Consider the following 20,488-nt stretch of genomic DNA (forward strand, 5'->3'; position numbering starts at 1 on the left):
CTACCCAAGAGTCATTTCCAAAAGGTTGGCAAGACGCTGATAGCCTTCCTCAAGCGATGTCGCCTCGCCCTTGCCCTGGGACAGGAAGGTTTCAAGCCCCTCGTTCCGGCCGATCGCCTCATCGACCAGCGGGTCGGAGCCCCGACGGTAGGCGCCGAGCCGGATCAGTTCCTCCATGTCCGCATGGGTCGCCATCAATTGTTTGGCCTTGCGCAGCACCGGCAGGGCGTCGTCCGGCACGCAGCGCGGCATGGTGCGCGACACCGATTTCAGCACATTGATCGCCGGGTAGCGGCCGCGCTCGGCGATCGCCCGCTCCATGACGATATGGCCATCGAGAATGCCGCGCACCGCATCGGCGACCGGCTCGTTGTGATTGTCCCCCTCCACCAGCACGGTGAACAGGCCGGTGATGAAGCCGCTGCCGGCCTTGCCGGGCCCCGCCCGCTCCAGCAGCTTGGGCAACTCGGTAAAGACGGTCGGCGTGTACCCCTTGGAGGTGGGCGGCTCGCCGACCGACAGGCCGATCTCCCGCTGCGCCATGGCAAAGCGCGTCACCGAATCCATCATGCACATGACATTGCGCCCGGCATCGCGAAAATGCTCGGCGACGGTCATGGTCATATAGGCGGCCTGACGCCGCATCAGCACACTCTCGTCGGAAGTGGCGACGACGACCACGCTGCGCGCCAGCCCCTCCGGCCCCAGATCGTCCTCGACGAATTCCTGCACCTCGCGGCCGCGCTCGCCGATCAGGCCGATCACCGCCACATCCGCCGCCATGTTGCGGGCGATCATCGACATCAGCACCGACTTGCCCACGCCCGAGCCGGCGAAGATGCCCATCCGCTGCCCCTGACAGCAGGTGACGAAGGTGTTGAGCGCCCTCACGCCCAGGTCGAGCGCCGGGCCGACCCGGCCCCGGTCGCTGGCCGGCGGCGGGGTCGAGCGCAGCCGCCGCGGCACGCCGCCGCTCGGCAGCGGGCCGCGACCGTCGATCGGCTCGCCCATGGCATTGACCACCCGGCCGAGCCAGGCGTCGCACGGATAGGCCAGGCTGTCGCGCGCGGTCAGCACGGCACGGCAGCCCATGCGCACCCCCTCCAGCCCGGCGAAGGGCATGCACAGGGCACGGCCCTCGCGGAACCCGACCACCTCGGCATGAACGGGCGGCTCGCCCTCGCCGCAATCGACGGCCAGCAGCGCGCCCACGCTCATTTCGTGGATCGGTCCGGCCACCTCCAGCAGCAGCCCCTGCACGGACACGACCCGGCCGAAAACCTCGGCGGACATCAGTGATTCTATTTCGGCAAACAGCGGTTCCATTCGCACACCAGATTGCGAGCTCGGTCGGCCACGGTAACCTATCGTTTACATGTTTGGTTAATCTTAATCCCGAGGGTTTTGTGGATGATGAGCCGAGCTTGGGCCCATATCCGGCATCGAAGTGAGTCACGTGAGTCGGTTACACCGACTTGTTAATGTGAAATCTGAAGATTCTTCGGACTTAATTTCCGAAGTTTTTTCAGCCAATTGGGCGGAAATCCCAAACTCGCTTCATCGGTGCTTGCAGGTGTGAATCAGAATTTGTTAACCATTGTCTCACACAGTGAGTCGGGGTTAACCGCAGTCCTTCGCACCGGGAGCATTTCGGCCGGAGCGGCTTGCCCAGGATAGGCAGACATAGGGGATTGGCATGCGTGTCCTGTTGATCGAGGATGACAGCGCCACGGCGCAGAGCATCGAACTGATGCTCAAGTCCGAAAACTTTAACGTCTACACGACGGATCTTGGCGAGGAAGGCATCGACCTCGGCAAACTCTATGACTATGACATTATCATGCTGGACCTCAACTTGCCGGACATGTCGGGCTATGAGGTCCTGCGCACCTTGCGTGTGTCGAAGATCAAGACGCCGATCCTGATCCTCTCCGGCCTTGCCGGCATCGAGGACAAGGTTCGCGGTCTCGGCTTCGGTGCCGACGACTACATGACCAAGCCGTTCCACAAGGACGAGCTGGTGGCGCGCATCCATGCGATCGTGCGACGCTCGAAGGGTCATGCCCAGTCGGTCATCACCACCGGGGATCTGGTGGTCAATCTGGACACCAAGACGGTCGAGGTCGCGGGCCAGCGCGTGCATCTCACCGGCAAGGAATACCAGATGCTGGAGCTGCTTTCTCTGCGCAAGGGCACGACCCTGACCAAGGAGATGTTCCTGAACCATCTCTATGGCGGCATGGACGAGCCGGAACTGAAGATCATCGACGTCTTCATCTGCAAGCTGCGCAAGAAGCTCGCCGCGGCCACCGCCGGGCGCAACTACATCGAGACCGTTTGGGGACGCGGCTACGTGCTGCGCGAGCCGGAAGAAAAGGCGGCCTGAGCCGCCCGCGCAGTCCAGCCCCCCGATTTCCTCGGACCCCGACCTCCTCGGACCCCGCCCCTGGCGGGGTCTTTGCGTTTGTGCCCCCCTGACGTGCACCACCTCTGATTGACAGCGGCAGTGGCCCATGGGTATCCCTCATATATTCGAATATTCGAAATCAGAGGATCCCCATGCAGAAATTCGCGATGTTCCTGGTGGCCGTGCTGGCGATGGCCCTTGCCGCCCTTCAGCCCGCTGCGGCGGAGACCGACAAGACCGCCGGCCTGTTCGTCAACCTGACCACCGATGACACCTGGTCGGCCGCCAAGGCGATCTCCTTCGCCCATCAGCGGGTTCTGAAGGGCGGCCACAAACCGGTGGCGATCTGGCTCAATGTCCGCGCCGTCTATCTGGCGGACAAGAAGCGCCCCTCCAATGTCCCCGGTCTCTTGCGCTCGGCGGACACCTCCATTCAGGACATGCTGACCGCATTCATGGCCGACGGTGGCCGCGTGGTGATGTGCAGCGCCTGCTCCAAGGCAGCCGGACTGACCAAGGCCGACTATATCGACGGCGTTGAGATGGGGACCTGGCCGGTGGTCGAGAGCCTGCTGTTCGACCCGGCGGTCAAGACGCTGGCCTGGTAAGCGGGACTACGCCCACGCCGCCCCGCGAGGGCAACGGACAGAACAACGGCCGACCCTGGAAGGGGCCGGCCGTTCAGGTATTCCGCACTGGCGCGCCAGCGTTATCCGGCCACCGACAACCGGGGGCGGGGCGTGGCAGCGCTCGGCCCGGCCTGACCGGTCTGATAAAGGCCACGCAGGCCCGGCACCGGACGGAACGCATCGGTGAGCCCGACCACCGTTTCCGCCGCGCCAAGCACCAGATAGCCATCCGGCGCGATGCCGCGCGCGATCCGCTGCAACACATCGACCTTGGTCGGCTGGTCGAAGTAGATCAGCACATTGCGGCAGAACACGATGTCGAAGGTGCCAAGCCCGGCGAAACTCTCCAGCAGGTTCAGTTTGCGCCACTGCACCATCGCCCTGAGATCCGCGTTGATCTGCCAAAGATCGCCCTTCTGGGTGAAATATTTCAGCAAGGTCTGGATCGGCAGGCCGCGCTGCACCTCGAACTGGCTGTAGATGCCGTTGCGCGCCTTGTCGAGCACCTCGCTCGACAGATCGGTGGCGATGATCTCCACCCGAATGCCGGCCAGCTTGTGCGCCGCCTCCTTCAGGCAGATGGCCAGCGAATAGGGCTCCTGCCCCGTCGAAGCCGCCGCGCACCAGATGCGGATCGTCCGCCGGTCGGCCCGGGCCTTGATCATGGCCGGCAGCATGGTCTCCCGAAACAGCTGGAACGGCGTTCCGTCACGGAAGAAGAAGCTCTCGTTGGTGGTCATTGCTTCCACCACATCGGTCGCGATCTGTGTCGCCCCCGGCTTCTGCATGGCCTGCACCAGCTCGCTCAGACTCGACAGCCCGTGCCGCCGGGCCACCGGCAACAGCCGGCTTTCGACGAGATATTGCTTTTCGTTGGACAGGACCAGTCCCGACCGGGACTTCAGGAACTGCTGGAGATACTCGAACTGAGACGCAATCACCTGAAGCCTCCACTCAAGACCCGCACGATCTTCGGGCCGATATCGGAAATCGGAAGAATGTCACTGCACAGTCCGGTCTGAGCCGCGGCACCGGGCATGCCCCAGACGACGCTCGTCGCCTCGTCCTGGGCAATGATGCTGCCACCGCCGGCGGCAATCGTGCGCACGCCATCGGCACCGTCATGTCCCATGCCGGTCAGAACCACGGCCAGGGTCGCCGAGCCGTACACCTTGGCCACACTGTCGAACAACGGATCGACGGCCGGCCTGCAGAAGTTGATCGGCGGCTCGTCATTGAGCTGCGCCATCACCTGGCCACCCTCCTTGACAACCGTCATGTGATGGCCGCCGGGCGCGACATAGATATGCCCCGGCTTCAGCACCTCACCATGCTCGGCCTCCTTGGCCGGGCATATGGCGGCCTTGGCCAGATGCTCGGCAAGGATCGCCGTGAAGGTTGGTGGCATGTGCTGGGTCACCACCACAGGCACTTCGCGGATCGCGGTGCCGATGTCCGACAGGACCTTTTGCAGCGCCTGCGGCCCACCGGTCGAGGAGCCGATGGCAATGATGCGCGGCCGGACGTTCGAGTAGGCCCGCGTCTTCGCCTCCAGCCCCGCCGGAGCAGCATGCGGCACGGCGCCTGCCCGGGCATAGCCGCGCGGCACTGCCGGAGCCCGCGAGACCGGCGTTTGCGCGGCCTGCCGGCCGGCGCTGGTCTGGGCCCGCATCGGCCGTGCCCCGGCCGAGGGCTGGCCCCGCCGACGCTGGCCAAGGGCCTTGATCTTTTCGATCAGATCCCGCCGGAAATCCTGGGAGGTGGTGACCGCGCTGGAGGTTTCCGGCTTCGGAATATAATCCTGAGCGCCGAGCGACAATGCCCGCAGGCTGATCTCGGCATTGCGCCGGGTCAAGGTCGAAGCCATCACCACGATGAGGTCGCGCTTCTTCTTGAGCATCAGCGGCAGGGCGGTCAGGCCGTCCATTTCCGGCATTTCGATATCGAGCACGACCACATCCGGGGCGCTGCGCTCGATGTCATCCACCGCGAACCTGCCGTTGCGATGCGCCGCGACGAGCTGCAGAGCCGGATCTTCCTCGACCCAGCGACCGATCAGGCCGCGAATGACCACCGAATCGTCCACCACCATCACGCGGATGGCGGTGCCGGCGGCCCCGCCCGGGGCCGCGGCGGCAGAAGGAATGGGGCTCATTTTCCAGGTTCCTTCGGGCCGTTCACAGAAGACCGGCTTCTTGGAACTTCGCTTCGACGATATCCTTGTCGAACGGCTTCATGATGTACTCGTTCGCACCGGCGCGAATGGCCCGGGTGATATGCGCAACATCGTTCTCCGTGGTGCAGAACACCACGATTGGCGCGCCGCCACCTTCTTCCTTGCGCAGCGCCAGCAGGAACTCCAGGCCGTCCATCTCCGGCATGTTCCAGTCCAGCAGGATCGCGTCCGGCATCCGCTGGCGGCACAGCTCCAGCGCCTTCAGGCCATCTTCCGCTTCGCTGATCTCGAACTCGAGCTCCTCGAGGATGCGACGAGCGACCTTCCGGATCACGCTTGAATCGTCGACGACGAGACAGTGTTTCATTTCTATTTGCTCCCGAATGCCGATACCCGGCATGCCGATCCCGGTGTGTTTGTGAAGCTCAGGCGGCCGCCATCGGCTCCACCATGGCGCCGAACAGGCGCTTGATATCGAGGATGATCATCAGCTTGCCATCCAGGCGATGAACGCCGCCGGAGATCTCCGCCCAGCGCTTGTCGAGATTCGACGGGTTCGGCTCGTGCGAATCCATCGACAGGCGCAGGACCTCGCCGACCGTGTCGATCACCAGCCCGTAGCTCTCGCCCTTGTGCTCGATGCCGACGGCCATCACCTGCGCGTTCTCGTCCCGATCGGGCAGATGCAGGCGCTTGCGCATGTCGATCGCCGTAACGATGCGACCGCGCAGGTTCAGCACCCCCGCCACCTCGGGCGCCGCCAGCGGCACCCGCGTGACGCTGTCGGGCACGAACACATCATGCACCTGGCTGATCGGCAGACCGAACAACTGGCCGCCGATGACGACGGTCACATACTGGATGCTGTCTTCCGCGCCGGTCGCAAGATTGTCGTTGCTGCTCATGCCGCAATCCCCAATTCACCAGAGAACATGTCCTTGAGCGACGCAATCAGCCCCGGCCGGTCGAATTTCGCCACGTAGTCATCGAAGCCGGCCTGACGCCCGCGCTCGATCGAGGCCGGGGAGACCACCGCCGACAGGGCGAGCACCGGCACCTTGCGGAAGCGCGGATCGCGCCGCAGCGCCTCACAGAACTCGAAGCCGTTGATGTCCGGCATCTCAATGTCGCTGACGATCGCATGGAACGTATCGCCGTTTTCCAGAAGCTCGAAGGCCTGCTGGGCGCTCTGGCAGGCGGTCACGTCATAGCCCGCCGCCTTCAGCACCGGCGTCAGCATGTTGCGGAAAAACGCGCTGTCGTCGACCAGAAGCACCTTCTTGGTCAGGGCGGCGATGTCCATTTCCTTACGCATGAACCAGTCTTCGAAGGCCTGCGGCAGGTAGTAGCCAAGGTCGATCACCTCGGTTGCCTTTTCCTTGATCACCGCCGAGCCGAGAATGCCCGCCCGGTCCGAACCGACCTCGATGTTCATCCGATCCTCGACGATATCGACGATCTCGTCGACCACGAGGCCCATCGAGCGGCCGGCATCAGAGAACACCAGCATCGGCTGGGTGCCTTCCGAACGGCGGGTCTGCGCCGGATCGATGTAGACGAGCGGCATCAGGGCGCCGCGATACTGCACCAGGTCGCGGCCGTTGGAATGCTCGATCTTCGAGACCTCGAATTCCTCAAGCCGGGTGACCAGCGACAAGGGCACCGCCTTGGGTTCGGACGAGCCGGCGCGGAACAGCAGCATGGACACCGACGACTGACCGTCGATCGCCGCGGCGATGGCTTCCTCCACCTCCTTGCGCTCCCCTTCCGCAACCACGCTGGAGGCATGGCTGGCCATCGCCGAGGCAACACCGTTCGGATCGATGATCATGATCACCGCGCCATCGCCCAGGATGGTATTGCCGGAGAACATGGTCAGGTTGCGCAGCATGGAGGACATCGGCTTGACGACGATTTCCTCGGTGTGGAACACCCCGTCGACGACGACGCCGAAGGTCTGGTTGCCGACCTGCATGACGACGATGAAGCCGGTATCGGATTCCAGCTCGCTGTTCACATCCGTGTCGTCGGCGCCGAGCAGGTAGGACATGTGCACCAGCGGCAGGAGCTTGTTGCGCAAGCGCAGCACCGGTGTGTCCTTGATCCGCTCGATGCGGTGCTCGGAATTGTTCTGGACGCGCACCAATTCCACCACGGAGAGTTGCGGAATGGCGTAGCGGTCGCCGCCCGCCTCGACGATCAGCGCCGAGACAATCGCCAGCGTCAGCGGGATCTTGATGATGAAGCTGGAGCCCTGGCCTGCCGTCGAGCGCAGGTCGATCGAGCCGCCGATCAGCTCCACATTGTTGCGCACCACATCCATGCCGACGCCGCGGCCGGACACGCTGGTGACATTCGTCGCCGTGGAGAAGCCCGCATGGAAGATGAACTTGTGGATCTGCTGATCCGTCATCTTCTCCAGCTCGGCCTCGCTGGCCAGGCCGCGTTCGAGAACCTTGGACTTCACCCGCTCCACATCGATGCCGCGGCCGTCGTCCTTGACCTCGATGATGATATGGCCGCCCTCGTGATAGGCGGACAGGGTGATCGTGCCCTTCTCCGGCTTGCCGACGGCGCGCCGGTCGCTCGGCATCTCCAGCCCGTGATCGGCGGAGTTGCGGATCATGTGGGTGAGCGGATCCTTGATCAGCTCCAGAACCTGCCGGTCCAGTTCGGTTTCCGCGCCGACCATTTCCAGCTCGATCGGCTTGTCCAGCTCCTGGCTGAGATCGCGCACGATGCGCGGCAGCTTCTGCCAGGCGTTGCCGATCGGCTGCATCCGCGTCTTCATGACGCCTTCCTGCAGCTCCGCCGTCACGTTCGACAGCCGCTGCAGCGGCACCTTGAACTCGCTGTCTTCGTGGCGGCGGACGATCTCAAGAAGCTGGTTGCGGGTCAGCACCAGCTCCGAGACCATGGTCATCAGGTGCTCAAGCGTTTCCACCGCAACGCGGATGGACTGGCTCGACACCGAAGACCCCGACTTGTTCTCTTTTTCCGCCTTCTCCAGCCCCTTGGCTTCCGTGGTTGCCTTTCGCGCCGCGCCGGCCTTCACCGTCAGCGGCGGCGGCGCGTCGTCCTGCGCCTCGGCAGCAGGCTCGCCCGCCGGCGCCTCAACGGGCAGTTCGACCTCGCATTCGGCTTCGCGGAAGGCGCGCTCCAGATCGTCGAGGGACACCTCGCCCGGGCGCAGCGGCCGTTCCAGCACCTGCTCGACCAGTTCGCCGGTGGTGACATCCGGTCCCGCGTCGGCTTCGGCTTCGGCCTCCGCCTCGGCCCCGGTGCGGGCGGACAGGGACAGACGCTCCAGCTGGGAGATCAGATCGTCGTCGCTGCCTTCCGGCTCGGCCCCGCCGGCGGTCTCCAGATCGGCCAGGATCTCCTTGATCCGGTCGATGGAAATCAGGATCAGCGACACCGCTTCCTCGGTAACGGGCGCACCATCTCGGAACTTGCCCATCAGGGTCTCGGCCGCATGCGCCAGCGCCTCAAGGCGGGGCAGACCAAGGAACCCGCAGGTTCCCTTGATCGTGTGCACCAGACGGAAGATGTTATCGAGGATCTTCTCGTTATTCGGTTCTTGTTCGAACTTCACAAGCTCGACGTCGACGACATCAAGGCTTTCGTTCGTTTCTGTAAGGAACTCGCTAAGCAAGTCGTCCATGGTCAAACTCACCCGACTGGTTACTGGTACGCCACCCGATCCTGTGACCGGGCAACCCATCCCTGCCAGTGAGCATGAGACCGAAACAGTTAAGATAAATTGAAACGCCTCTTCTGGCGCAGAACAGAAATCATAAGGAAGACGACGCGATGATTTTCACGCCAGCTTCTTCCTTAACAACATCTAAATGCATTCCCGATTCCCGTGCAAGTAAAACGGCATACACCGGCTGCACGGTATGCGCATCGATCCGCTCCGGCTCCACCCCGGACATCATGTCGATGACCAGCGCCGGCACCTTGGTCGTGGACCCGGTCACCACCAGTTCGAAGGTCGGCGCGTTAACCTCTCCCTCCATGCGCACGGTGATCAGACCGCCGCGCGGGACGCATTGATTGGCCAGCAGGATGAGGTTGAGCAGCAGCTTGACCCGGTTCTTGGCCATCAACAGGCGCGGCACCTGCCAGTCGATCTCCGCCTTTTCGTTGGCGAGGAAGCCGACGGCCACCGCATGGGCGTCGCCCAGGTCGATCTCCGAGCCGGCGGACCCGGCCGCGCCGAACGCCAGCCGCGCGAACTGAAGTTTCGCCGAGGCCTGCCGCGCGCTCTTGCGGATCAGGTCCATGGCGAATTCCTGCATGTCCTCGTTGCCTTCCTCGTCCAGCACCTCCAGGCCGTTGGTGATGGCGCCGACCGGCGAGATGATGTCATGGCAGACGCGGCTGGCCACCAGCGCGGCAAGGTCGAGTGCGGTGAGATCTTCGATAGCGGTCATTCAGGGATCCTCGGTGGCCGGACACATCGGACAGGAACGGCGGCTGATTCGCCAGTTTCGACAGGGTTACACCCCCGCCCGCGCGCTGCCAAGCCGACCGCGCCGGATCAGCGCCGGGCCAGCAGTGGACAGCCGAGCCGCCGGGCGTTGCCCTGCGCCGCCCGGTCGAGCACCACCGGATCGGCAAGAAACAGGAACCGGTTGATCTCCGAGTGGAACAGCAAGAGCCGCCCGTCATAGAGCGCGAAGATCATCGGGTTGCCCTGGGTCACCCCGCCCTGTGCCAGGGCATAGGGGTCGCATCCGGAAAAATAGGGCGCATACACCTCCGGCGCCTTTTCGAACGCCGCCCGATTGCCCTCGTTGACGAACACCCAGACCGTATCGGCCCAGCGCAATTCATGGTCCGGCACCCCGCGACGCGGCTTGCGGTCGATGAAATAAGCGACCGGATCGTGTCCGCCGACCGCATAGCCGGTCATCGCGTCGGTGGCGAAGCCCTGCGCCAGCGCCGCCCCGGCGCCTGTCATCATCAGGAGCCCCGCGCCCAGCGCCGCAACCGCCGACCATAATGTTTTCCGATTTCGACTACACTCTGTCATCGAATCAGTCCCGCAGGTTCTCCCGTCCGGACTGTGCCCCCGGGAGCGCCCGCCAGGCAACCGGCCGAGGGCCGGCCGCACCGGTTCCGGGACGAAGACGGCCGCCGGACGGTCGGGACGAGCATGGGAAGTTGGAAGGAAGAGTGCACATGATCCAGACAATGATGATCCAGCGCCTGGGCATCCGGGCCGCCCATTGGCCTCACCTGCTGCTGGTCTGTCTCGGGATCCTCGCCACCGTCGCCCTCTCCGCCCCGGCCGCAGCCCAGCAGCCCGAACAGTACGATCAGGGTGAATTGCTCGACACCGGCCACCGGTTTTTCGGGCAGATCTCCGGCGGGCTCGCCTCGGTGGTGGAAAAGGCCGTCGCGCAATATGGCCAGCCCAACGGCTACATCCTTGGCGAGGAGGGCTCGGCGGCCCTGCTCGCCGGTGCCCGCTATGGCGAAGGCCAACTCTACACCCGCAACGCTGGCACCCATAAGGTGTTCTGGCAAGGCCCCTCGCTCGGCTGGGATGTGGGCGGCGACGGCGCCCGGGTGATGATGCTGGTCTACAATCTGCCCGACACGAATGCCATGTACCGCCGCTATGTGGGCGTCAACGGCTCGGCCTATCTGGTCGGCGGCTTCGGCATGACGGTGCTGTCGAACCACGACATCTACGTGGTTCCGGTCCGTGCGGGGATCGGCGCCCGGCTCGGCGTCAATGTGGGCTATCTGAAATTCACCCCGGAGCCGACCTGGAACCCGTTTTGACCGGCGAACCGACAACGACGCTTGGCGCGAGGCTGACGGTCGGGTAATCAAGGGGCGTGGGAGAAGCAGCGCTTGCAGCGGCGAACGTCCGCGCAGGCAGACGCCCGAGATGGCAAACCATGGTGACCGGCCTTGATTGAAGCGGCAATGTACATGGCGCTCGGCTTCTTCATTGCCGGGCTCATTGCCATCGCGATACTGCCGGCGGTGTGGCGCCGGGCGGTGCGGTTGACCCACCGTGCGGTCGAAGCCACCAGCCCCATCTCTCATGCCGATGTCCGCGCCGAGATCAGCGGCCTGCGCGCCGCCCATGCACTGGAGTGCCGGCGCCTGGAAATCGCTCTTCAGCAACTGCAGGAGCAGGCCACGGCCAATCGGCTGGCCCGCGACCGGGCCGAAGCCGGCTCCGCGGACATGCGTAAGGAAGTCCTGGCGCGGGAACAGGCCCTGGCCGATGCCCAGGAGCGCGAGGAAGCCCTGCACCGGGATCTTCTGGAACGGGAAGAGGCGCTGGCACGGGCACGGGCGCGCATGCGGGAGCTGGAACGGGTGGTGAAACGGCGGGACGAAATGGCCCAAAGCACAGCCGATGAGGCGCAGCCCGCGCCGGCGGTCGCCTCAGATGCCGGCGCACGGGCCGGAACACGGGCCGGAACACGGGCCAGAACACGGGAATGGGCCGATGCGTCTCATCTCACCCAGGTCGCCGCACTTGAATCTGAGATTGCCGCATTGCGCCACCAGTTGAAGACCGGCGAAACCGCCGCAGCCGCTGACAGCGACAATCGGGCGGCGCAGCGCGCGCGGGACGACCGTCTGTTCGAGGCCGAGTCCCGCCTGGTCAGCGCCCAGGCGGAAATCGCCCGGCTCTCGCTGCAGCTTGAGGAAAGTCACCAGCAGCACGCGGCGGATGACCCTGCCTACCATCGCCGGCCCGGCGATGCGGCCGAGACCGCTGCGGCTGCCGCCCGGCTCGAAGCGGAAAACGCGCGCCTGCGCGCCCAGTTGCAAGACGATGTGACCTTCCAGGCGCTGCGGACCCAACTGGCGGATCTGGCAGCTTCCGTCGTCGCCTCCATCGCCTCCGATGAGGAGCTTGCCTCCCTGGCCGAAGGCACGGCAACGCCCGCCGCCGGCGCCAGTGATCTGGCCCGGAAAGCGGCCTCCCTCTCCGCCCGCATCCAGGATGCGCGGCAGCGCCTGAACAGCGACGGCTCGCTTGATCCCCGTTCGCGCACAAGCATCGCTCGGCCAGCCTCCCGAGGCAGACAGAAGGCAAAGACCTGAGCGCCAGCCCCCGGCTGCCAGGTGATGGTGGCCTCGTTCAGCCTTTCGGCAAGATCAGGTCGAACCGCGCGCCCTCGCCCGGTCGGCCCGAGGCACGGATCGTCCAGCCATTGCGCCGCGCCACCATCTCGCAGATCGCAAGACCGATGCCGGTGCCCTCGACCGCCCCCCGGCTGTGCAAGCGCTTGAACGGCTGGAAGATCAACTCCGCATAGCCTTGCTCAAAGCCGATGCCATTGTCCTCGACACTCAGCGTGAAGCCGCGTTTCTCGCCGTCGGTCGCCGCGAAGCGGATGGTCATCGCCGCCGCCCGGCCCGGAGCACGATATTTGATCGCGTTGGTCACAAGATTGTAGAGCACTTCGCGCAAGGAAATCGGGTCGGCCAGCACCGGGTCGGGCAGGATCTCGCAGGTGACCGCCAGCCCGGCCTGAGCGATTTCCTCGCCCAGTTCCTGCAGCACCCGGTTCACCACATCGCCAACCTGTATGCCCCTGACCTCCAGATCGCGGCTCACCGAGCGGGTATAGGTCAGAAGATCGGAAATCAGCTGGCTGCCGCTGCGCGCCGCGCGCGTGATGACGTCCAGCGCTTCGTCCGCCTCGCCGCCGGCCTTCGGCGCCACCACCGACCGCAGCACATCGGCGTAAAGCCGGATCTTGCGCAAGGGTTCTTGCAGGTCATGCGAGGCCACGAAGGCGAACTGCTGCAGGCTTTCATTCGCGCTTTCCAGCCGGGCGGCGTGGTCGAGCAGCCGATTGTTGGCCTCTCGCAGCGCCGTCACATCCCGGCCGATCGACAGGATTTCCTGTGGCTGGCCATGAACATCGTGTATCAGCAGGCTGAACCAGAGAATATTGCGCGCCGCGCCATAGCGATCGTAGTTGACCTGCTCCAGGATCGATGCCGGCGCCTCCCGGGTCATCGCCGCAAGCTGCCCCTGTAGCGCTTGCTGGCCGGTTTCGGGAACCAGTTCGGTGAACTTGCGCCCCAGCAACCCCGCCTCATCGGGCCCGAAAAAGTCGATGTAGTGCCGGTTGACGAAAAACAGCGTCGCATCGGGCCGGGCGCGCGAAATCAGGTCCGGCAGGCGGTCGACGAGAATGCGGTAGTCCCGCTCGCTGCGCTTGCTGTTGTAAAGGGCCCTGTTGCGCTGGGTCACGTCCGCCAGCACGATCATCACCTGACGCACGCCGCTGCGCAGCCCTTCCTCCGCAAGAAACGCGGACAGTTCCACCTCGAAGCGCTGGCCGCTCTCCGGCAAGATCAGGCAACAGGGTTCGGCGTCGATCGACCCGTCGCGAAACAAACGCGGCCAGCCGTCCTCGCTCAACCGCTCAAGCGCATCCGGCGCCAGGAACTGAGAAAACGGCCGGCCAATGAGATTTCCCCGCGCCACGCCGAGGCGCTCGAACAAGAGATCGCTGGCGTCCTCGATGATGCCGGCCTCCGACAACGACAAAAGCAGTGCTGGCGTTTTCTGGTAAAGACGCTGAAACCGGCGCGTTTCGCTGGACAGCCGCTCCACCATCGTCTGCAGTTGGCGCTTGTGGTCGACCGCTTCGCTGATGTCGCTGAACAACACCGTCAGTTCGTTGCCATCGCCGCTGTAGACCCCCGCCCGGAGCCAGCCTTCGCGCCCGCCCAGGCGGTGATGAATATCGAACTGCTGCGGCGCCCCCGCGCGGATGGCGTCCTCAAGCCGGTCCTGCAGGTCCGACGGCTCCAGGTCGGCCAGCGCATCAGACAGCAATTCCCCTTCCAGCTCGTCCTGCCGCCGTCCGGCCACGCGGGCAATCGCGGGATTGGCTTCCAGGATACGAAAACTCACCACCTGGCCATCCGGCGCCCGCAGCGCCTCCAGCCGCAACAACCCGTCCTCCGCCTGACGGAACACCTGACGATAGCTCCGCAACGCCCGGGCAGCCGGTTCCGCCTCCGCCGCGCCGACCGGCGTTGCCAGCACCACCACACCGGCGACATCGCCCGCATCGTTTTTCAGGGAAAGATACTGCACCTCATATTGCCGGCCCGACGGTTTGTGCCGCGGCCGCACCCAGGTGCGAATTTCGCAGTCCTGCCCGCAGAGCGCCTGATCCAGCCATTCCCTGCGGATCTCGAACATCCCCTTGCCGATGACCTCGGCAAGAGACCGGCCGATGACCTCATCGACCCGCAGGCCCTCGATATCCGCATAGGCCTGATTGGCGATCCGAATGACATAGGACCGATCGCAGACATAGATCGGCAGCCGGGCCCGCGCCACGCACTGGCGCAAGGCCTGCCGGTCCCAGGCGGCCTCGCCATCATCCGCCCGCTCGCTCTCGCTCCAGACCTCGTCGTACAGTTGACCGCCCCCCACGCCGCTGCGCCGCGATCGATTTCCCGCGCGTCAGCCGTTCATATGCGCAACTCGCCCATCATGCCGCAAGGGAAGAACATACGAAATCGGGAAAATACGATCATGCACGACAGGCAGGACCAGCGAAACCGAAAAGGAAACCGACGCTTGTCGACAAGACGGCCGCAGCCCGTCCTTCCCGCGCGTCTTGCACCTGGAAGAAAGGCCCCCACCGTGGCAGCGGCGGGCGGGGAAAGGAAAGACGATTCGCTCGCTGCTGCCGCGGAAACCGGGAGTTTCGGCAAATCACTGCAACGGGGCACGACATCGCCCGGGCGCGGCATAGCAGAACGGTCGCTCGCCCCTTCGCGAGGCACCTTGCCTGCTTATACATGCGGATTGGGCTGGACGTATCGCGACCGCCGGAAATGGTACCCCCAAGGGGACTCGAACCCCTGTTTCCGCCGTGAGAGGGCGGCGTCCTAGACCGCTAGACGATGGGGGCATCGGCCGGTCGAGCGACAGTGAGCGGGTAGTAGCCCCTTGCCGGATCAATTGCAAGCCCGTCGCGCAGGAAAAATGCATCCCGGCGACGGACACCCCGGCAAAGCTGTGGATCAACGGGCCACGAAGGCCGTTTCGCCGAGCACCTGGCCGGTTGCCGGGTCGAGATAAAGCAGCCGGCTGGCGGTACCTTCGCGCACCAGGAGGATGAGCCGGCCCTCGGCCATTGCCATGCTTTCCACCTGTCCGTCCTTGCCGATGGCGACGGTAGCGGCTATATCGCCGGCACCGGGCCGCGTCCCGCCCTCGGTCAGCTTGTAAATGATGGCCGCGAACACCGCGACGAACCCGAGCACCATGATGAGACTCGAAACGGCCAGCAAACGCTTGAGCTTTGCCTGAAGCCGTTGCGCCGCCGGATCGAGCGGCGCCTCCGTGTCGGGGCTCTCGTCAACAGCGGGATGTGTCATGATCGTTTCCACTCAAGAACAGCCCGAAACCGGTCGGGCCGAAGTATCGATTGCTACGGAAGATGCCGGATCCAGGCTCGATGCCTGCCTTGCCCGGCACCTGCCCGAGTTCAGCCGGAACCGGATCCAGGCCCTGATCAAGCAGGGACGGGCCCATATCGGCGAGCGGACCATAGTTGAGCCCAAATACCGGGTCAACGAGGGCGAGACCGTGGTGCTGGAGCTTCCGGCCCCGGAAAACGCCGATCCGGAACCGGAGAACATCCCGCTCAACGTGGTCTTTGAGGACGATCAACTGATCGTGATCGACAAGCCGGCAGGCCTCGTGGTTCATCCCGGCGCCGGCAACTGGTCGGGAACGCTGGTCAATGCGCTGCTCTACCATTGCGGCGACAGCCTGTCCGGCATCGGCGGCGTGCGCCGGCCCGGCATCGTCCACCGGATCGACAAGGACACCACCGGCTTGCTGGTGGTCGCCAAGACCGACAAGGCGCATCAGGCCCTCAGCGAGCAATTCGCCGATCACGGCCGCACCGGTCCGCTGGAGCGGGCCTATTCGGCGCTGGTCTGGACCGCGCCCGGCCGGGCGAGCGGCACCATCGAGGCAGACCTTGCCCGCTCCGCCTCCAACCGGCAGAAGATCGCCGTGGTGCGTCACGGCGGGCGCCATGCGATCACCCATTGGCAGATCAACGAGCGGTTCGGCCCGATCGGCGAAGAACCGCTCGCCTCCCTGATCACCTGCCGGCTGGAGACCGGGCGCACCCACCAGATCCGCGTTCACATGGCCCATATCGGCCACCCGCTCGTGGGCGATGCCGATTACGGTGCCGGCTTCAAGACCAAGGCGGCGCGCCTGCCCAAGCCCTTGCGCGCGAAGGTGGAGGGATTTCACCGTCAGGCGCTGCATGCTGGCCTCCTCGCCTTCGCCCATCCGGTGAGCGGCGAGACGCTGAAGTTCGAAAGTCCGCTGCCCGCCGATTTTGCCGAACTTGTCGCCGGCTTCCGGGCGCTCGGCACGTCAATGACGAAAATTAAGCCCTGATTTTGTCGAATTGCTCCCTATATTGAGACCTCGGCGCGCCTGAGGGGCGCCGATCGAACGGCCCGCCGCGGGATCGGCAAACACTCCGATCCGGGGGCCTGTTTTGTGAAAAAGGGGGTGCTGTTCATGGCCCAGAACATTCCGGTACTGAGCTCCGCCGAAGGAGGGCTCAGCCGCTATCTCGATGAAATCCGCCGGTTCCCCATGCTGGAACCGCAGGAAGAATACATGCTCGCCAAGCGCTACAAGGAGCATGAAGACCCACAGGCCGCGGAACGGCTGGTCAACTCGCATCTGCGGCTCGTTGCCAAGATCGCCATGGGATATCGCGGCTACGGCCTGCCGATTTCCGAGGTGGTCTCGGAAGGCAATGTCGGCCTGATGCAGGCGGTCAAGCGCTTCGAGCCGGACAAGGGCTTCCGCCTTGCCACCTACGCCATGTGGTGGATCAAGGCCGCGATCCAGGAGTATATCCTGCGCTCCTGGAGCCTTGTGAAAATGGGCACCACCGCCAATCAGAAGCGCCTGTTCTTCAACCTGCGCCGCCTCAAGGGCAAGATCCAGGCGCTGAACGAAGGCGACCTGAAGCCCGAGCAGGTGACCCAGATCGCCACCAAGCTGGGGGTGACCGAAGGCGACGTGGTGTCGATGAACCGCCGCCTTGCCGGCGATGCCTCGCTCAACGCGCCAATCCGCGCCGAAGCCGATGGCGGCGAATGGCAGGACTGGCTGGTCGACGAGAGCGAAAGCCAGGAGACCCTGTTCGCGCGTCAGGAAGAGCTGGACATGCGCCGCAAGATGCTCGGCGACGCCATGGAGGTCCTGAACGACCGCGAACGGCGCATCTTCGAGGCCCGGCGCTTGGCCGAAGACCCGATCACGCTGGAAGAGCTGTCCGGCGAATTCGGCGTCAGCCGCGAACGGGTGCGGCAAATCGAGGTGCGCGCCTTCGAAAAGGTACAGAAGGCAGTCCGCCGCAGCGCGCGGGAGCTGGAACAGCCCCGCGCCTCTGGCGCCTGAGCGGCCCGGCCACAGGGCCGCTCACTCCCCTCCCCTTCCCTTCCCCTCCCCGACCCGCTTGCCGGGACCGCCGCCTTTTTCTAACCTTGCCGGGCGGCGACGCACCGGCGCCGCGATCCTGGCCGGGGAAGCCCATGTCGATCCTGCGAAGCAAACGCGCGAAGGTCGCGGCGGTGACCAGCGCGTTTCTCCTCGCGGTGGTGCTGCTGCGGGCACTCGATCCCGGCTTCCTGACCTCCATCCGCCTGCTCGGCTTCGACTACTACCAAAAGTTCTGGCCGCGCATGGAACGCCCGGAAATCCCGGTGCGCATCGTCGACATCGACGAGCGCGCACTCGCGATCCACGGCCAGTGGCCCTGGTCCCGCGACCTGCTGGCGCAAATGACCGAGCGCCTCAGGGATCTGGGCGCGGCGGCCATCGTCTATGACATCATCTTCGCCGAAGCCGACCGGCTCTCGCCGCACCGTTTTCTTCCCACTAAACCGGCCCCCTCGATACCTCCAGAGGCGGAAACGCCGGACCGGGGCGAGATCGCCCGCCTGCTGCGCCGCCTGCCCGACACCGACGCCCAGTTCGCCGAGGCCATCGCCACCGCACCGGTGGTTCTCGGTTTCGCCGTGCGGCCGGACGCAAACGGCCGCACACCGGAACAAAAGGCGGGCATTGCCTATGCCGGCAGCGATCCGGCCACGGTCCTGCCGGCCTTTCCCTCCGCGCTGACCAGCCTGCCCGCGCTGGAGGCCCCGGCGGCGGGAAGCGGCGGGGTCAGCCTGTCGACCCGCGACACCGGCGGCATCGTCCGGCGCATCCCGATGCTGTTTTCCGACGGCACCGCGCTCTACCCCAGCCTGGCGCTGGAGGCCCTGCGGGTGGCGCAAGGGGCAAGCGGCCTGATCATTCGCGCCACCGGCGCCAGCGGCGAACCGGCCCCCGGCACCGATGCAATCACCGATATCAAGACTGGCGCCATCGCCTTGCCAACAACCGCGTTCGGCGAGCTGTGGGTCTATTTCAACGCCGACCGGCCGGATCGTTACGTCTCCGCCGCCGATCTTCTCGTTCCTGAAGAGACCGCGCGGATCGCACCGCTGATCGAGGGGCAGATCGTCTTCATCGGCACCTCCTCGGTCGGCCTGAACGACATGCGCGCGACCCCGCTTGGCGAACTGGTGCCCGGGGTCTCGATCCACGCCCAGGCGGCCGAGCAGATTATCGCCGGCGACTTTCTCAGCCGGCCCGACTGGGCGGACGGGGCGGAACTGATCGCCACCCTGCTGCTTGGCCTCATCGTCATCGCGCTGGTGCTATCGGTCGGCGCGCTCTGGGCCGCGGCTCTTGGCGGGTTCATTGCCGCAGCGCTTTATTTTGGCGCCATCGCCCTGTTCCGCAACCACGGCCTGCTGGTCGATCCGGTCTATCCCACCGCCGCCAATCTGTTTGTCGTCTACGCGGCCGCCACCGCCCTGCTCTACTTTCTGACGGAGAGGGAAAAACGCTTCGTGCGCACCGCTTTCGGCCAATATCTGGCGCCGGAACTGGTGCGCCGGCTGGAGGAAACCCCCGAGGACCTGCGCCTTGGCGGCGAGATGCGCGACATGACCATCCTGTTCATGGATGTGCGCGGCTTCACGCCGATTTCCGAGCAATTGACGCCGACCGACCTTGTCGCCTTTCTCAACGCCCTCCTGTCCCCCTTGAGCGCGGAGATCCAGGCCCGGCACGGCACCATCGACAAATACATCGGCGACAGCATCATGGCCTTCTGGAATGCGCCGGTGGAAGTTGCCGACCATGCCCGCCTTGCCTGCCGCGCGGCGCTGGCCATGATCGACACCGTGGAGAACCTGAACGCGGCCGATGCCTTCGGCTTTCACGCCCGGTCCCTACCGGTCGGTCCGGTGCGCATCGGCATCGGCCTCAACACCGGCGAGGCCTGCGTCGGCAACATGGGCTCGGACCAGCGCTTCAACTATTCGGTGATCGGCGATGCGGTGAATGTCGCCGCCCGGATCGAATCGAGCTGCAAGGCAGTGGGCGCCGAATGCCTGGTCTCCGAAGACACCGCCCACGCGGCGGGGGATTTCGCCTTGCTGGAGGCCGGTGCCATCCCGCTCAAGGGCAAGAGCGTGCCGATCAAGCTGTTCGCTCTGGTGGACACTCCCGACGCCGCGGCAAGCCCGGAATTCATCGCCCTCAAGGCAGCGCATGACACCCTGATTGCCCATATCGACGCCGGCGAGGCGGAAGCCGCGGCCCGCGCCCTTGCCACCTGCCGCGCCCATGCCCCAGACCGACTAAGCGGCTTCTACGACCGCTTCGCCGAACGCATCGCCGCCCTGCCGGCCGTAGCGGAACGCCAGATGTGACACGGCGGAAGACGAGAGCGGCCTCCCTTTGGAAACCGAGGGAGGGGGGCTTGAAACAAACTCAAGAGCCTCACGTGTGATGACAAAGCCCCGTGAGGCGCGCCCTCCCGGATAAAGCGGCGACCGGGATCGGTGAAACGCGGCCTTTCGATTCCAGTCTGCTGGAAATGCCGTCTTTTGCCCCCCCCCGGTCCCGGGTCGCGCAAAAGCTTGCCCAGGCTGACGCGGGAGGTGCCGTTTCCGGTTGGAAGCAGTCCGAGAGACTGCTCCCTATCGGCCCTGCCCACAAGTCGTTTCAAAGGTATTGAAGCCAATACCGATAGCCTCAGCTGCCGCCATTGCTGCCTTGAAATCCTCAGATACAAAAACCGACCCACTCGTCAGACGACTGTCAATCCACGCATGAAACCCAGCGGTTTGCTTGAGACTCACCACATATTT

Annotated in this window: 17 protein-coding genes and 1 tRNA gene; 7 read left to right on the plus strand and 11 right to left on the minus strand. The window is 65.0% G+C overall.

Annotated elements, in window-relative coordinates:
* Positions 1 to 1,326, minus strand: coding sequence for a flagellar protein export ATPase FliI (gene fliI / locus IEV83_RS18745; RefSeq protein WP_181760735.1), 1,326 nt, complete (start codon positions 1,324 to 1,326; stop codon positions 1 to 3).
* 370 nt (positions 1,327 to 1,696) lie between these two features.
* On the opposite strand from fliI, the gene ctrA reads away from it, so the two are divergent.
* Positions 1,697 to 2,386 carry a response regulator transcription factor CtrA gene (gene ctrA / locus IEV83_RS18750; protein WP_181760736.1) on the plus strand — a complete coding sequence of 230 codons (690 nt, stop codon included), beginning with the start codon at positions 1,697 to 1,699 and terminating at the stop codon, positions 2,384 to 2,386.
* Positions 2,387 to 2,559: 173 nt separating this feature from the next.
* A complete protein-coding gene (locus IEV83_RS18755) occupies positions 2,560 to 3,015 on the plus strand; it encodes a DsrE family protein (RefSeq protein WP_181760737.1) in 456 nt (151 codons plus the stop codon).
* A 101-nt stretch (positions 3,016 to 3,116) separates the two neighbouring features.
* Here IEV83_RS18755 and IEV83_RS18760 read toward each other — a convergent pair whose 3' ends face one another.
* The 7 genes from IEV83_RS18760 to IEV83_RS18790 form a co-directional block, all read right to left on the minus strand.
* Positions 3,117 to 3,977 carry a CheR family methyltransferase gene (locus tag IEV83_RS18760; RefSeq protein WP_181760738.1) on the minus strand — a complete coding sequence of 287 codons (861 nt, stop codon included), beginning with the start codon at positions 3,975 to 3,977 and terminating at the stop codon, positions 3,117 to 3,119.
* On the minus strand, positions 3,974 to 5,191 hold the full coding sequence (locus IEV83_RS18765; RefSeq protein ID WP_209003245.1) for a protein-glutamate methylesterase/protein-glutamine glutaminase: 1,218 nt from the start codon (positions 5,189 to 5,191) through the stop codon (positions 3,974 to 3,976). The genes IEV83_RS18760 and IEV83_RS18765 overlap by 4 nt, the downstream gene beginning before the upstream one ends.
* Positions 5,192 to 5,213: 22 nt before the next feature.
* Positions 5,214 to 5,579 carry a response regulator gene (locus IEV83_RS18770; RefSeq protein ID WP_181760758.1) on the minus strand — a complete coding sequence of 122 codons (366 nt, stop codon included), beginning with the start codon at positions 5,577 to 5,579 and terminating at the stop codon, positions 5,214 to 5,216.
* 58 nt (positions 5,580 to 5,637) lie between these two features.
* Positions 5,638 to 6,117, minus strand: a complete 480-nt coding sequence (locus tag IEV83_RS18775) for a chemotaxis protein CheW (RefSeq protein ID WP_181760739.1) — start codon at positions 6,115 to 6,117, stop codon at positions 5,638 to 5,640.
* Entirely contained in the window at positions 6,114 to 8,876 is a 2,763-nt protein-coding gene (locus IEV83_RS18780) for a hybrid sensor histidine kinase/response regulator (protein ID WP_181760740.1), read from the minus strand. The genes IEV83_RS18775 and IEV83_RS18780 overlap by 4 nt, the downstream gene beginning before the upstream one ends.
* 130 nt (positions 8,877 to 9,006) lie before the next feature.
* A complete protein-coding gene (gene chpT, locus IEV83_RS18785) occupies positions 9,007 to 9,651 on the minus strand; it encodes a histidine phosphotransferase ChpT (protein ID WP_181760741.1) in 645 nt (214 codons plus the stop codon).
* A gap of 107 nt (positions 9,652 to 9,758) precedes the next feature.
* Positions 9,759 to 10,184 (minus strand): YHS domain-containing (seleno)protein, encoded by a 426-nt coding sequence (locus IEV83_RS18790; protein WP_209003246.1) that lies wholly within the window; start codon positions 10,182 to 10,184, stop codon positions 9,759 to 9,761.
* A 218-nt stretch (positions 10,185 to 10,402) separates the two neighbouring features.
* On the opposite strand from IEV83_RS18790, the gene IEV83_RS18795 reads away from it, so the two are divergent.
* A complete protein-coding gene (locus tag IEV83_RS18795; protein WP_244628247.1) occupies positions 10,403 to 11,011 on the plus strand; it encodes a DUF1134 domain-containing protein in 609 nt (202 codons plus the stop codon).
* 132 nt (positions 11,012 to 11,143) lie between these two features.
* The gene (locus tag IEV83_RS18800; protein ID WP_181760742.1) at positions 11,144 to 12,298 is read left to right on the plus strand and encodes a coiled-coil domain-containing protein; all 1,155 of its coding nucleotides are present in this window, start codon (positions 11,144 to 11,146) and stop codon (positions 12,296 to 12,298) included.
* 37 nt (positions 12,299 to 12,335) lie between these two features.
* Here the strand turns inward: IEV83_RS18800 and IEV83_RS18805 are convergent, their stop codons facing one another.
* The 3 genes from IEV83_RS18805 to IEV83_RS18815 form a co-directional block, all read right to left on the minus strand.
* Positions 12,336 to 14,660 (minus strand): PAS domain-containing protein, encoded by a 2,325-nt coding sequence (locus IEV83_RS18805; RefSeq protein WP_181760743.1) that lies wholly within the window; start codon positions 14,658 to 14,660, stop codon positions 12,336 to 12,338.
* A gap of 408 nt (positions 14,661 to 15,068) precedes the next feature.
* Positions 15,069 to 15,144 (minus strand) — tRNA-Glu (locus IEV83_RS18810).
* A 112-nt stretch (positions 15,145 to 15,256) separates the two neighbouring features.
* A complete protein-coding gene (locus IEV83_RS18815) occupies positions 15,257 to 15,613 on the minus strand; it encodes a hypothetical protein (RefSeq protein WP_181760744.1) in 357 nt (118 codons plus the stop codon).
* Here IEV83_RS18815 and IEV83_RS18820 point away from each other — a divergent pair.
* The 3 genes from IEV83_RS18820 to IEV83_RS18830 all read left to right on the plus strand — a co-directional run bounded on the left by IEV83_RS18820 (position 15,612) and on the right by IEV83_RS18830 (position 20,047).
* Positions 15,612 to 16,658 carry an RluA family pseudouridine synthase gene (locus IEV83_RS18820; protein ID WP_181760745.1) on the plus strand — a complete coding sequence of 349 codons (1,047 nt, stop codon included), beginning with the start codon at positions 15,612 to 15,614 and terminating at the stop codon, positions 16,656 to 16,658. The two genes, IEV83_RS18815 and IEV83_RS18820, sit on opposite strands and share 2 nt — an antisense overlap.
* 126 nt (positions 16,659 to 16,784) lie before the next feature.
* Positions 16,785 to 17,678 (plus strand): RNA polymerase sigma factor RpoH, encoded by an 894-nt coding sequence (gene rpoH / locus IEV83_RS18825; RefSeq protein ID WP_181760746.1) that lies wholly within the window; start codon positions 16,785 to 16,787, stop codon positions 17,676 to 17,678.
* 134 nt (positions 17,679 to 17,812) lie between these two features.
* The gene (locus tag IEV83_RS18830) at positions 17,813 to 20,047 is read left to right on the plus strand and encodes a CHASE2 domain-containing protein (RefSeq protein ID WP_181760747.1); all 2,235 of its coding nucleotides are present in this window, start codon (positions 17,813 to 17,815) and stop codon (positions 20,045 to 20,047) included.
* Positions 20,048 to 20,488 lie beyond the last annotated feature (441 nt).

The sequence above is a fragment of the Stappia taiwanensis genome (assembly GCF_014635285.1).
Lineage (GTDB): Bacteria > Pseudomonadota > Alphaproteobacteria > Rhizobiales > Stappiaceae > Stappia > Stappia taiwanensis.